This is a genomic window from Mesorhizobium sp. WSM4813, assembly GCF_055811555.1.
In genome coordinates this window covers 13,568-26,732 of the sequence record NZ_JBVVQU010000002.1, presented here as the reverse complement: position 1 = coordinate 26,732, position 13,165 = coordinate 13,568, and the positions used below count along the sequence as shown (strand labels likewise).

General features: G+C 60.2%; 11 protein-coding genes and 1 pseudogene. 7 read left to right on the top strand and 5 right to left on the bottom strand.

Features of this window, described 5'->3' with window-relative positions; translation table 11 throughout:
• Positions 1 to 239: 239 nt before the first annotated feature.
• Entirely contained in the window at positions 240 to 1,256 is a 1,017-nt protein-coding gene (locus AC0L25_RS01195) for a glycosyltransferase family 2 protein (protein WP_473593838.1), read from the bottom strand.
• 421 nt (positions 1,257 to 1,677) lie between these two features.
• Positions 1,678 to 2,037, bottom strand: a complete 360-nt coding sequence (locus AC0L25_RS01190; RefSeq protein WP_473593837.1) for an exopolysaccharide production repressor exox — start codon at positions 2,035 to 2,037, stop codon at positions 1,678 to 1,680.
• Between the two features lie 518 nt (positions 2,038 to 2,555).
• On the opposite strand from AC0L25_RS01190, the gene AC0L25_RS01185 reads away from it, so the two are divergent.
• On the top strand, positions 2,556 to 3,230 hold the full coding sequence (locus AC0L25_RS01185) for a sugar transferase (RefSeq protein ID WP_473593836.1): 675 nt from the start codon (positions 2,556 to 2,558) through the stop codon (positions 3,228 to 3,230).
• A 163-nt stretch (positions 3,231 to 3,393) separates the two neighbouring features.
• Complete coding sequence (locus AC0L25_RS01180) at positions 3,394 to 4,602, top strand: polysaccharide biosynthesis/export family protein (RefSeq protein WP_473593835.1); 1,209 nt, start codon at positions 3,394 to 3,396, stop codon at positions 4,600 to 4,602.
• 153 nt (positions 4,603 to 4,755) lie between these two features.
• On the opposite strand, the gene AC0L25_RS01175 is transcribed toward AC0L25_RS01180, so the two are convergent.
• Positions 4,756 to 6,018, bottom strand: coding sequence for an O-antigen ligase family protein (locus AC0L25_RS01175; protein WP_473593970.1), 1,263 nt, complete (start codon positions 6,016 to 6,018; stop codon positions 4,756 to 4,758).
• Between the two features lie 213 nt (positions 6,019 to 6,231).
• Here AC0L25_RS01175 and AC0L25_RS01170 point away from each other — a divergent pair.
• From AC0L25_RS01170 to AC0L25_RS01155, 4 genes and pseudogenes are all read left to right on the top strand, one after another.
• Positions 6,232 to 6,360, top strand: a pseudogene (locus tag AC0L25_RS01170) (LuxR C-terminal-related transcriptional regulator); the annotation flags it as partial.
• An 88-nt stretch (positions 6,361 to 6,448) separates the two neighbouring features.
• On the top strand, positions 6,449 to 7,423 hold the full coding sequence (locus AC0L25_RS01165; protein ID WP_473593834.1) for a TIR domain-containing protein: 975 nt from the start codon (positions 6,449 to 6,451) through the stop codon (positions 7,421 to 7,423).
• A 163-nt stretch (positions 7,424 to 7,586) separates the two neighbouring features.
• Complete coding sequence (locus tag AC0L25_RS01160; protein WP_473593833.1) at positions 7,587 to 8,339, top strand: SDR family NAD(P)-dependent oxidoreductase; 753 nt, start codon at positions 7,587 to 7,589, stop codon at positions 8,337 to 8,339.
• 51 nt (positions 8,340 to 8,390) lie between these two features.
• Positions 8,391 to 9,728: a glucoamylase family protein gene (locus AC0L25_RS01155; RefSeq protein WP_473593832.1), complete on the top strand. Its 1,338-nt coding sequence runs from the start codon at positions 8,391 to 8,393 to the stop codon at positions 9,726 to 9,728.
• Positions 9,729 to 9,834: 106 nt separating this feature from the next.
• On the opposite strand, the gene AC0L25_RS01150 is transcribed toward AC0L25_RS01155, so the two are convergent.
• On the bottom strand, positions 9,835 to 11,274 hold the full coding sequence (locus AC0L25_RS01150) for an aldehyde dehydrogenase family protein (protein WP_473593831.1): 1,440 nt from the start codon (positions 11,272 to 11,274) through the stop codon (positions 9,835 to 9,837).
• 264 nt (positions 11,275 to 11,538) lie between these two features.
• Here AC0L25_RS01150 and AC0L25_RS01145 point away from each other — a divergent pair, with 264 nt between their 5' ends.
• Positions 11,539 to 12,570 (top strand): hydroxyacid dehydrogenase, encoded by a 1,032-nt coding sequence (locus AC0L25_RS01145; protein ID WP_473593830.1) that lies wholly within the window; start codon positions 11,539 to 11,541, stop codon positions 12,568 to 12,570.
• Between the two features lie 29 nt (positions 12,571 to 12,599).
• Here the strand turns inward: AC0L25_RS01145 and AC0L25_RS01140 are convergent, their stop codons facing one another.
• On the bottom strand, positions 12,600 to 13,085 hold the full coding sequence (locus tag AC0L25_RS01140) for a hypothetical protein (RefSeq protein ID WP_473593829.1): 486 nt from the start codon (positions 13,083 to 13,085) through the stop codon (positions 12,600 to 12,602).
• Positions 13,086 to 13,165: the final 80 nt, after the last annotated feature.

Genomic DNA, 13,165 nt, shown 5'->3' with positions numbered 1-13,165 from the left:
GCCTTTAGGCTATCCCTGCGTCCGGCCGGGCCAAAAAGTCTTGTCGCATCGTCCAGCTCCTCTGACAGGCATTTTTCGGACCGATTCAAACAGCCTATCAAAATTGCTGCACCGCAACATACATGCCATCCCAAAAGCGAGTAGGCAACCACCTAGTGCGGCGAAACGGAAATTCGCATCACTTTGAGGCAGGGTAAGGACCTGTTGACATGATCGGCATGGCGCCGGTTGCGGACAGCTCAAGGCTCGCCGACCGGGCTGGTTGCGGCCATGAGAAAGCGCAGCGGCGGCACAGGCTGCCTAGAGGCAAAGCCGGCGCGGCGAAACAGCGCATCCAGCTTGTCGGCGGCCACGCCGCGAAGGATGGGGATGAGGTTGGATTGGCTGGCCAGGGCGTAGGCCGCAGCCGATGTCAGCCCCTGCTCGTTCTTCACGTCGAGGAAGTTTCGCAACCGATATTTGTCGCGGACCTGCCGTTCGTGCCTTCTGAGCACGGCCTTAGAACCTTCCGGCAAACTGTCGATCGCCAGCAGCGCCAGATCCGCGTCTGCCAGACGCTTGAGATCCTGCGTCTTGTGCTGACCGCTCAGCGAATCCGCGCGAACGATCGCGCCATAGCCGCAGGACCTGATGACCTTGAAGCGCGCCCCGCAAGCAACCGCGCGCGCATAGAGTTCATAGTCTTCGCCCAGCCGCAGGTTTTCGTCATAACGCAGCCCATGCCGGTCGAGAAAAGCGCGGCTGATCACCGGTTTGAGGAAGCCCAACTCACCTCTCTGCACACGGCGACTGGAGATATTGCCTTCGATGAAACGCTCGAAATCGAGAAATTCCGGATCGGCCGAAAACCGCGGAGCGGTGATTTTCGAGACATCGGTGGCCGCATCGTCCCTGATCATCATGATGTTGTCCGCAGCGAAATCCCAATCGGCGCTGGCGAACAACTCGCGAAATCTGCCCTCGAGAAAAAAATCGTCGGCGTCCAGAACGCCGATGAACGGCGATTTGGAGCTGGCGATCGCGGCGTTGCGGGCGAAGGAGGGACCGCCGTTGACGTCGAGCCGGATGACGGAAAGCTTGCCGCTGCCATCGTCTGCCGCCCGAGCGACTTTCGCGGTGTCGTCGGTGGAGGCGTCATCGACGACGACGACCTCCGCCACCTCCGGCTCGCGCAATGCCGATGCGATGGCAACCGGGATTGTCCGCGCCGCGTTGCGGGCAGCGATGATCACGCAGACCTGGGGTTCTGTCGTCAATTCGCCTCTCGACTGCACGGTAGCTCCGATTTCCTCGCTGGTTCCCGGTTGAATGGCCAATACAGCTCTCGTCCTCACTGACTGTCCGGCCGTTAAAAAGCGCCAGCCAGCGCTTATGCTGCAAGTGCGAAGCAAAGCATCGTCAAAATCATTCGCCCCGTCCAGTCTTTCCTGTCGGTATCGTCATGGCGCAAATCGATGGGCCGTGAAATGCCCGCGGATCGACGGACCGCTTCGCAAACCGTCCCTGCTCACTCTGGATGGAGCCGCCAGCGCGCTTGAATCGCTGATCACCAGTCGATCGACAGAATTTAGGCAATATTAGGGGTCGAGGCTGAAGAAAAATCCGGAAGCCGGTTGTCCAGGATGCTGTCGGGCGAGCAGTCCGCCAGGAACCCGGCCGACGCTACCTGCCGTCAGGTCAGTGGAGGCTTCTCCTGGCACTGAACTTCTCGCCATCGGCCGCTTCGGCCGAACTCAGCTTTCGTTCGGCATCGCGAATCTTATCAGCCGACGTCGGGGTATTTCTGGCAACCATGACGAAAACCAGCAGAAAGTAGCCCAGCTGGATGACAATGGCGCAGGCTATAGCGCGAAAAAGCGCTGTGCCAAGCGAAGCGCCGTCGAGATAAGACCAGGCGACCACGATCGCCAGAGCGAAAATCATGCCGACAATGAATTTTGGTAGCGACATACCCGACAGCCCGTCACCTGCTCGGGCAAAAATCGATGATTGACCCACCCCGAGCCTCCCTTCGCCATGCGAGCTTGTTGAGGCCACTCGCTTTCTTTTGGCCGGTTGCTTCCGGCCTTCTCACGCTGTCCATACTCTGACAGAAACAATTTGCAACTCTATTAAGATGGGCAATAGCGGGCAAGGCCAACGGCAAATTATTTTGGATAAGTTCGCGGGATCGACTCCGCCATGTTGCGATGCACACATCGGCGTCACGACCAATCACCCCGGCATGGACTCACATCAGTAAGAGCCACAATATTAATCAGTATTTTACTTTAAAATCCCTCTATATGTTACAAATCTACAGAGCGATAATGCTCAAGGACGAGGCACAAAGAGCGAATCGCCCAAAATCAGCCTCAAAAAAGCACTAGATTTTTCAAGGTTGCCCATAATTTGTCACAAACGCGCCATAAAGGTCAAAATTTGTGCAGGATCGGTTTATCATTTAGTCAATTCATGACGTGATTATTTCAGGCGCTCAAGGAATTGTGTGTTGCGATGCAGCATTTTTTTGATATTGTGTGGTAAACCATCCGTTCAACGTATGGAGTTTACGCATGAGGGACGTAGCCAAGCCGGCCAACGCGGATTTTCCGCAGGCCGGTATCGACTTTCCACCAATCGGCGGCCTGCTCAAACGCAGCTTCGATATTGCCGGTTCACTGATTGGCCTGGTTGCTCTCAGTCCGCTGTTTGTGATGGTCGCGCTGCTTGTCAAATTATCCGACGGCGGGCCGATTTTCTACGGTCACAGCCGGATCGGTCGGGGAGGACGGATTTTCCCGTGCCTCAAGTTTCGCACCATGGTTCAGGATGGCGAACGGGTGCTGGCGGCATATCTTGCCGCCAACCCGGAAGCCAACGCCGAATGGGTAGCCACCCGCAAGCTCAAGAACGATCCGCGCGTCACGCGCGTCGGGGCCGTGCTGAGGAAGCTCAGCCTCGATGAACTGCCGCAGATCATCAACATCCTTCAGGGTGACATGAGTCTTGTCGGTCCTCGCCCCGTCGTGCGCGACGAGCTTGAGATCTACGGCAGTTCGGCCGTCTATTACCTGAAATCGCGCCCCGGCCTGACCGGGCTTTGGCAGGTCAGCGGCCGCAACGACGTTTCCTATGACAGCCGCGTCGCATTCGATCGCCACTATGTCGAAAACTGGTCACTGTTCGAGGATATTCGCATCATCATCAAGACCGTGCCTGCCGTCTGGATGTCGCGGGGCTGCTACTGACCGGCCGGGAGCCGGTTCTGTGTGGAGGAGTGACAGTCCACGCGCCAAACATTCTGCAGCAAGTTTCATCGGGCGGGGCTAAAACGGATCGGAAAACGTTCAGTTGAAAACAAATACCTTCGAAACCCCCTGCGCCGGCAATCGCATGCGGCGGATGCGGCTTATGACCACTTGCCTCGCGCTGGCGCTCACCATTCCCCAACTCGCCGCCGCCGATGAGTACCGCCTTGGATCGCAGGACAAGCTGACCATCCGCGTGGCCGAATGGCAGACCGTTGAAGGCACGTTCCGCGACTGGACGGCCGTCAATGGAGAGTACACAGTCGGCCCGGCCGGAACATTGTCCGTGCCGTTCGTCGGCGAAATGCCGGCATCCGGCAAGACCACATCCGAGATCGCGGCAGCGATCGGCCAGGCGCTCCAGCGCAAGCTCGCTCTGGCGGACCGGCCGGAAGCCTCCGTCGAAATGGCGCAGTACAGGCCGTTCTACATTTCCGGGGAGGTCCAGACGCCTGGCCAGTATCCTTACGTGCCTGATCTGACCGTCCTGAGGGCGATGAGCATCGCCGGCGGTGTCCGGCGGGCCCCCGAAGGACAGCGGTACGATCGCGACATGATCAATGCCAAGGGCGATTTTGACGTTCTCCAAGACCAACGGGTCCGGCTGATCGTCAGGCGGGCACGCATCGAAGCGGAGATCGCGGACAAGCCGTCATTCGACGTGCCTAAGGAGGTGGCCAACGATCCGAACCTGGCAAGCATCGTTGCCGACGAGATGGCGATCCTGACGGCTGATCAAAAGAAGCTCAAACTGCGCCTTCAGGCGCTCGACGATTTGAAGAAGCTGCTGCAGAGCGAGATCGATTCGCTGCAGAAAAAGATCGTCAACCAGCAGCGGCAGGTCGACCTCGCAAAGGAACAGCTCAGCGGTATCGGTTCGCTGGCGCAGAAAGGCCTTGTCGTCAACACGCGGGTTCTGACTTCGCAACAAACGATCGCCGACCTAGAAGGCCAGATCCTGGATTACGACACGGCCATCCTTACCGCCAAGCAGTCGATCAGCAAGGCCAACCAGGATGCCATCGACCTGGAAAATACCCAGAATGCGAGCCTCGCCGCCGATCGGCAACAGGTAGAAGCCGATCTCAGTGCGACGATGCTCAAGATGAACATGCAAACCGGACTGATGGCCGAAGCCATGGCGGGGGACCCGGCGTTGCAACGCTATCGCGACGGCGAAGAGCCAACGATGTCGTTTGCCCTGGTTCGGGTGGTCGACGGCAAGACCAGCGAAATCGCCGCCAGCGAAGACACGCCCGTGCTGCCAGGGGACGTGATCAAGGTGAAGCTGGCGCCAATGGCTAGCCAATAGACCTTCAAGCGATCGAATACCCAAACATCAGCTGACGCTCAAAGGGAGCGTCATGCCAAGGCCGTCCGCATAGATGCACGCTCCTCAGCGAGGAGTGGCTATGTTTGACGCCATTTTTAACAGACGAAAATCACGGCGACCTCCAGCGTTTTCTTAGCTCTTTGCGGTTTCTGGGTCCGCGAGGCTGGCCGCAGTCCACCGAGGACGAGCGACGGGCACCCTCACCAGCTTGAAGTAGCTGTAGTACAGGAGGAAGGAGCCCATGATGTAGGGGTTGAGGGTCTCGACCTCGACGAAGGACCGGATGAACAGAAGCACCATCACGCCGGCAAGAATCACAGACTCGGCTTGCCACGTCCTGAATATCAGCGCCGATATGTGGCCCCACAGCGTGCGCACGATGATCAGCGAAATCAGCGTCGCCCCGACATAGCCAAGCTCGACGAGGGCTTCAATATAGGTGTTGTGGAAGTGGAAGCCGCTTCGGGCCGTGATGTAGAATTCGTTCCAAAGCCGCTCGGCCTCGGCGAAACCCTGCACCCAATAGGCCGCATAGCCGACGCCGAGGATCGGCGCTTGCTGCGCCGCATTCCAACCCTGGTCCCAGAGATAGGTCCGTCCGGTGAGCGTGGAATCCTTTCCGAAGACGCCAAGGACGAAATCCAGAAGTCCCGCAAAGGCAACCGCGGTGACCGCGACCAGCCCGCATGCGCCGACCAGGAAAATCACCCGTCGGTAGCGGAGCGAAAGCTTCTTGGCCATGGCAAGCAGAGCGACCAGAGCGAGAACTGCCGGTATCGAAGCCATCGAGGTGGCCGAATGCGAAATGACCAGCAGATACGCCGACAGGACGAGGACGGGCGCCGTTAAGAAAAGGCTTATCCGGCCGCGCCTGAGAAAGGCCAGGAAGACAACGCAAAAATAGATGCCGAGGGACGCCACAAAGCCGATCTGGTTTTTGGAGCTGAATGCGCCAGTGAAATTATACGTCCCGTCGAGGACATCATAGGAATAACCCCCGACCATGAGCGAATAGAGCAGGACGAGAAACACTCCGATCAGCGAGCCTATCGTCAACGTCCGGACGCTGACGGTGCGCGCGGCGATGTAGGCACAGGCGATATGGGAGCAATACTGGATTGCCGTTCTCAACGTGATGCCGGGGGCATCCGACCAGAACACCGAGAGGCAGACGTAGACTGCAAACGCCAGCGGCAGCCACGCGCTGGAGACATGTCGCAACAGCCGCCGGTAGTCCACCAGGATGAGGGGAAGCCAGACCGCATAATAGGCCAGGATCAGGATCTGGCCGAAAACGGAGGAGTAGGAGAACGCCCAAATGGAGATGGCAACAGCAAATGTGCCATAGACCGTGCTCTTCTCCGGGTCGACCAACAGAGATTTTGGAATCTTCATCTCGGTAGCGAATTCCCGTCCATGCAGTTCAATGCCGATTCGCCGCCGCGCCATGCGCGAACGCTTCCATTGTGCAGTGCAATATAACCCATCCCCTACAGCCTGTCACCCAAATGAGGCAAAAACAGCCATAAGGCCCCGGGAGGGCGGTAGAAGGCCACGACAGGCCGTGCGGCAAGAACCCAAGCATCCCGGCCGGCTTCTGGACCAAACATTGCCGCACGGCTGGGCATCACTGTCAGCACCGTCAAGGACCATCGCCACCGTGTTTATGAGAAGCTCGGCATCACCACCGCGCGGGAACTGTTTCTGCAGTTCTTTCAGCACCGGACCGAAAAATAGCAGCCGGCATTCCTTGCATCCGTTGCAATGAATGAGGCCCTCCGCGTACGCTATGTCGGGAAAAACCAGATGATGACCGCAAGGATAATTGGCAGACGCTGGTCGTCCCGATCTGCTGGGCTGGAGCAAACGGATGGACAAACCTCGAATCTTCCTCGGCTCGTCGGGGAAGCAGAAGAAACTGCTGCAGGCGCTGACACGCGGTCTTGAAGACATCGCGCATGTGGAACCCTGGACGACATCCTTCAATCCGGGGACAACCACACTGGAGCGCCTCCTCGAGCTTACGCGTGAAGTCGACTTCGCTGCTTTTGTGTTCGCCCAGGACGACTGGACAAGCACGGCTCTGCCGGCATCGCCTGCTCCCGTATCCGCTCAAGCCTCACCGCGAGACAATGTGGTCTTCGAAGCCGGCCTTTTCGGCGGAGTCCTCGGAATGCGCCGAACATTCATCCTCCATGCCAATGGCTCCAAGCTTCCAAGCGATCTCCTCGGCCTCACCTCCGTAAGGTATGGCGAGGCGACGACCGGCGCGGAGATGAGGGCGATCAACCAAAAGCTTCGGAATGCGATCGAGAATGAAAGTCGCGTCGCCCGCATAGAGGGCTTCTGGTGGCAGTTTTCCCTGACGGAGCGCTCCGCGAGGGAGCCGTCCGCCGTGAGCCTCTTGCGTATCTCGCGAGGCCGCGATGGTGCGCTGGAGTTGGCCGGCCGCTCATGGCAAGAGAATGGCAGTCTGTCAGCCAGATACTGGAGCGAGGCGGTAAAGGAGAGAAAGGAGCCTCCCGGCATCTTCTATTTTTGGAATGGAGAACGGCCCTTGGATGCGAACGCGTCGCAGTTGTACGGGACGGGAGAGATCCGGCTGGAGTCCGCCGATCGCGCGTCCGGGTATTTCACCACACGAGCCGACACACAGCCAAAACTGAACGCCCGCACCTCCGGTGTCTATCTGCGCGCCGATCCGGAGGACTTGAGCATCCTGGACGGGCGCGACAACCAGCGACGAGTAGAGCTGATCGCGGAGCGGCTGAACCATTGGAAATCGATCAAGAACGTCTGAACCCGGTGCGTGCGGCGTAACTCCAGCTAGCCCGGCGCTCTAGCCCTGCCGTGGCTTTTCCTACCGCTTCGTGGCCAAGCATGAACCTGCTCGAAGGCGCCAATCCCGACTTGAACTTCTCTGCGGTTGACTCCACATTCGCCGCCGATTGGGAGGATGACACATGCCGATGAGTTTCGCGGGACGGTTTGCCGGACGATCGGCCGTGATCACCGGCGGCGCCTCGGGCATCGGCCTGGCTGTCGCGCAAAGAATCGTTGAAGAGGGCGGACGCGTTTGCGTCTGGGATCGTGACCCCACCCAGATCGAGCAGGCCAAGGCTGTCATTGCCGACTTGCACGGCGTGACTGTCGACGTCGCCGATCCCGTAGCGGTCGAACAGACTGCCGGGCAGACGATCGATGCCCTTGGCGCGGTCGATATCCTGGTCACCAGTGCGGCCATCACCGGACCGAACATGACGACCTGGGACTATTCGGTGGAGGATTGGCGCCGGGTCATCGACATCAACATCAACGGCGTCTTCTTCTGCAACAAGGCGCTTGTTCCGCACATGCTCGAGCGCAATTATGGCAGGATCGTCAACATCGCTTCGATCGCCGGCAAGGAGGGAAACCCGAATGCCTCTGCCTACAGCACGTCCAAGGCGGCGGTGATCGGCCTGACCAAGTCGCTGGGCAAGGAACTGGCCAAGACCAAGGTGACAGTGAACTGCGTCACGCCGGCGGCGGTGCGCACCGCGATCTTCCAGCAGATGAGCCAGCAGCACATCGAGTTCATGCTCTCGAAGATACCGATGGCGCGGTTTGGCGAGGTAGAGGAGGTGGCAGCGCTGATCTCATGGATTGCTTCCGAGGAATGCTCCTTCACGACGGCTGCCGTCTTCGACGTTTCCGGCGGCCGGGCCACCTATTGAAGCAAGTCGGGCGATTTACCGCCAGAGCCGCTAGGCCGGAGTTCCCGTCACTTGCTTAGGGTCGAGCCTCCACTGTCCGACGAAGACTTGCTCGACCGCTTCCAGCGCGCCGCCTTCGGCTATTTTCTGGAAACCGTGAATCCGGAAAACGGGCTGGTCGCCGACACCTCGCGGCCAAATTGGCCGGCAAGCATCGCGGTCGTCGGCTTTGCCCTGTCTTGCTATCCAGTCGGGGTCGAGCGCGGCTGGATGATACGCGACGCAGCCTTGAAGCTGACGCTTGCCGCACTGCGGTTCTTCTGGAACAGCCGGCAAGGCAATGGCGAGGACGTTACCGGCCACAAAGGCTTTTACTACCATTTCCTCGATATACGGACCGGCCTGCGCGCCTGGCGATGCGAGTTGTCGGTGGTGGACACGGCGCTGCTGATCGCCGGCGTGCTCGCGGCTGGAGCCTATTTCACAGGCGACACTGACGACGAAACCGAAATTCGCGACCTGTCAGAAATGCTCTACCGGCGCGTCGACTGGCGATGGATGCAAGGCAGCAGTCCGACCCTGCGACAGGGCTGGAAGCCGAAGAGCGGTTTTCTGCGTTATGGCTGGGAAGGCTACAACGAAGCGGCGATCCTCTACGTGCTGGCAATGGCCGCCCCCGACAAGCCAGCCTCGGACGACAGTTATGCCGGCTGGACGGCGACATATCAGTGGGAAAACATCTACGGCTACGATGTGCTCTATGGCGGCCCGCTGTTCATGCACCAGTTCTCGCATGCCTGGATCGACTTCGACGGCATTCGGGACGCGTTCATGCGGGAGAAGAACTCAGACTATTTCGAAAACAGCCGCCGCGCGACCTACCTTCACCGGGAGTATGCGCGGCACAATCCCTCTGGCTACGATGGCTACGGCGAAGGACTTTGGGGTCTTTCGGCGGGTGACGGACCCGGCAAATTCCGCGTGCGAATCGAGCGGCGGCCGCGCAAATTTTCCGGCTATGCGGCGCGCGGCGCACCGTTCGGCCCTGATGACGGAACGATAGCGCCGTGGTCGTATCTCGCATCGCTGCCCTTCGCGCCGGAAATCTGCCTGCCGGCGCTGCGTCACCTCAGAGAGCGCCACCCTGAGGTGGTCGACAGTTTCAGGATGCCGAGCGGCTTCAACCCGACGCTGGCGAACCGGCGGACGTTCGGGCCGAACGGCTGGATATCGGATGCGCATTACGGACTGGACCAGGGCATCGTCGTGCTGATGATCGAAAACCACCGCTCGCGCCTGATCTGGAACCTGATGCGCTCGAGTCCGCATATCCGTCGCGGCCTGTTCAAGGCCGGGTTCAGCGGCGGCTGGCTGTCGCAGCCGGCGAGCCCGAGAACACCTGCTGAATGACAGCTGCTGCCCAGCTGTTGCTGTCGTGTCGGGCACGAAAACGTTCGCCCCCCCAGCAACTCGCGCTTACTGGGAGGGGCGTTCGATTTCGTCTGGCTAGATTTACTTAGCCGGCGAACGTGTAGGCGGTCTTTACCGTAGTGTAGAATTCCGCTGCGTAGCGGCCTTGCTCGCGCGGGCCGTAGCTCGATCCTTTGCGGCCGCCGAATGGCACATGGAAGTCAATGCCCGCCGTCGGCAGATTGACCATCACCATGCCGGCCTCCGAGTTGCGCTTGAAATGCGTGGCGTGCTTGAGGCTCGACGTGCAGATGCCCGACGTCAGTCCGAACGGCGTGTCGTTGGCCACCGCCAGCGCTTCGTCATAATCCTTGACGCGGATGACGTTGGCGACCGGCCCGAAAATCTCCTCGCGTGAAATGCGCATGGCGTTGGTGGCTTGCGTAAACAGCGCCGGCTGCAGGTAGAAGCCGCGGGTTTCGCGATCGAGCCGCTCGCCACCGAAGGCGAGATCGGCGCCTTCCTGGCGACCGATGGCGATATAGTCTTCGTCCTGCTTCAACTGGCTCTGGTCGACCACCGGTCCGACCTGGGTTTTCGAATCGAGAGCGTCGCCTACGACCAGCTTGCCCAGGCGATCCTTCATCGCGTCGACGAAGCGGTCATGGATGCCATCCGTCACCACCAGGCGGGACGATGCCGTGCAGCGCTGGCCGGTCGAGAAGTATGCGCCATTGATCGCGCAGTCGACGGCGACGGCAAGATCTGCATCGTCGAGCACGACAAGCGGGTTCTTGCCACCCATTTCGAGCTGGAACTTGCGCATGTGCTCTACGCTCGCGGCAGCCACGCGCTTGCCGGTGCCGACCGAGCCGGTGAAGGTGATAGCATTGAGGTCAGAGCTGTCGAGCATGGCCTGGCCGACCACCGAACCCTTGCCCATGACGAGATTGAGCACCCCCTTCGGCAGGCCGGCGCGGTGCAGGATATCGACAATGGTCCAGGCACTCTCCGGAACCAGCTCGGCCGGCTTGAAGACGATGGTGTTGCCATAGGCCAGGGCCGGAGCAATCTTCCATGCCGGGATGGCGATCGGGAAATTCCACGGTGTGATGATGCCGACGACGCCGACCGCCTCCCGCGTGATTTCGACACCGACGCCTGGCCGCACGCTTGGAACCAGCTCGCCAGACAGGCGCAGCGTCTCACCAGCAAAGAAATCGAAGATCTGGGCGGCCCGCACAGTCTCGCCAATGCCCTCGACCAGCGTCTTGCCTTCTTCGCGCGCCAACGCCCGGCCGATTTCATCTTTACGCGCGGTGATCTCGTCCGACGCCTTCCTCAGCACCGCATGGCGTGCCAACAGGCCCGATCGGGACCAAGCCGGAAATGCCGCTTTCGCCGCCGCGATGGCCTGCCGCGTCTGCTCGGCGTCCCCCGAGGCGTATTCGCCAACCACGTCGTCGAGATTGGACGGGTTGATGTTGCGGGAGCCGGCATCGCCCACCCACTCGCCATCGATGAGGTTCTTTCGAATCGGGATCATGTCACTGTCTTCCTTGTCGTCCTTCGATTGCCGTCTATCTGGACCACCGGCCGCCACACCGCAAGGCCGCCGGCGGCAAAGTTCTCCTCCTCGACCGGCATGTGCTAAGCAGGTTTCGGAATAGTGTCCCACGGTTTTCCGATAGAAACCTGCGACAAAACAAAAACCTATGCAGGCGAAGCCTCGCAAGCCTGCTTAGGTGTCGAGGTGGTAACCATAATTCTCAGTGTGGTGCGACGCGGATCGCGCCAGGAGGAAACTGCCATGTCCGACAGCGCGTTGCCGCTGGTGATCAGCGCGCCCGAGCCACGCACGCTCGACCTGATTTTCACGCCCGAGGCACTGGCGAGATTCCGCGCCAGATACCGTATCGTCGAGACGTCGCCCGAAGGCGTCGCGGCCCTGCCGCCCGATTTGCTCGCCGAGGCGCGCTACATTGTCGGCCAGCCGCCGATCGCGCCGGAGACGCTCGACAAGATGCGAACACTGCGCTGCGTCTTCAACGTCGAGAGCAACCTCATCAACAACATGCCGTATGAGACGCTTTTTTCGCGCGGCATCCATGTTGTTACCACCGGCCTGGTGTTTGCCGAGCCGGTGGCCGAGCTCGGCCTTGCCATGGCACTCAACCTCGCCCGTGACATCGTCGACGCCGATCTCGCCTTTCGTGAGGGCAAGGAGCTGTGGGGCGGCGACGGCAACCGCACGGCGCGGCTTCTCTCCGGCGCGGATGTCGGCATTATCGGCTTTGGCGATCTCGGCCGTGCGCTCAACCGGCTGCTGTCAGGCTTTCGCACGCGGACCAAGGTCTTCGATCCGTGGCTGCCGCCGTCAATCCTGATCGAGAACGGCGTCGAGCCGGCTACGCTCGACATGGTTTTGTCAACCAGCGATTTCGTCTTTGTCGTCGCTTCGGTGACCAGCGAAAATCAGGGCTTTCTCGGCACCGAGGCCTTTGCCAGAATGCGCAAGGGAGCCGCCTTCATCCTGCTCAGCCGTGCCGGCGTGGTCGATTTTCCGGCGCTGATGGACGCCGTTCGCAGCGGCCACATCGTCGCCGCCAGCGACGTATTTCCGGAAGAGCCGCTGGCGCAGGATCATCCTGTCCGCATGTTGCCCGGCTTCCTGCGCTCCGCCCACCGGGCCGGTGCACTCGACATCGCTTTCAAGCGCATGGGCGACATGGTGCTGGAAGACATGGACCTGATCGACCGCGGCCTGCCGCCGATGCGGTCGAAGCGGGCCGAACGCGAAACCGTTTCGCGCATGCGTTCGAAACCGGTCGACAAGAATTGAGCCGTCAAACCCAGCGCCTGCACGGGTTCTCAGATGGTGAACGACCAGAACAGGCAGGCCAGCGTCGCAGCGGCGAAGACGACAAAGAACAGGCTTCTCAGCAGGATATTGCGGCGCAGCTCGTTCATGAAGAGATGGCATCCGACGATCGCTGCGACAAACAGGAAGCGCCAATTCAGCAGTGCCGGCAGGATATTGCTTCGATCGAAAGCCCATCTGGCGGCGAGGCCGCCAATGATAGCCGCGAACAACACGATGACTGTCCAGAAGACCGCATCCGCGGCGTTCGTCAGGACGACGCCGGCGGCTCTGATCGGCAGGATCATCATCAGCAGTGCGCTGAAGAAGTAGACTGATGCAAGCGGGATAAACGTTCCGGCATCGGCGACGTCGTCCAGGCGTTTTGCGCCGATCGCACCATAGGGATAGCCATGCCTGGCCACTGCCAGGCTGAGCGCCATCAGCAAAGCCGTCAATATGGCAACCAATGCGAATGAAGTGAGGGCTTTGCTCATAAGGGTCCTGTTCGGAACGAATCGAATGAGGACGTTGGTAGCCCATGGTTTGTAAATTGCTGGTAAGCGTCGAGGCGCGG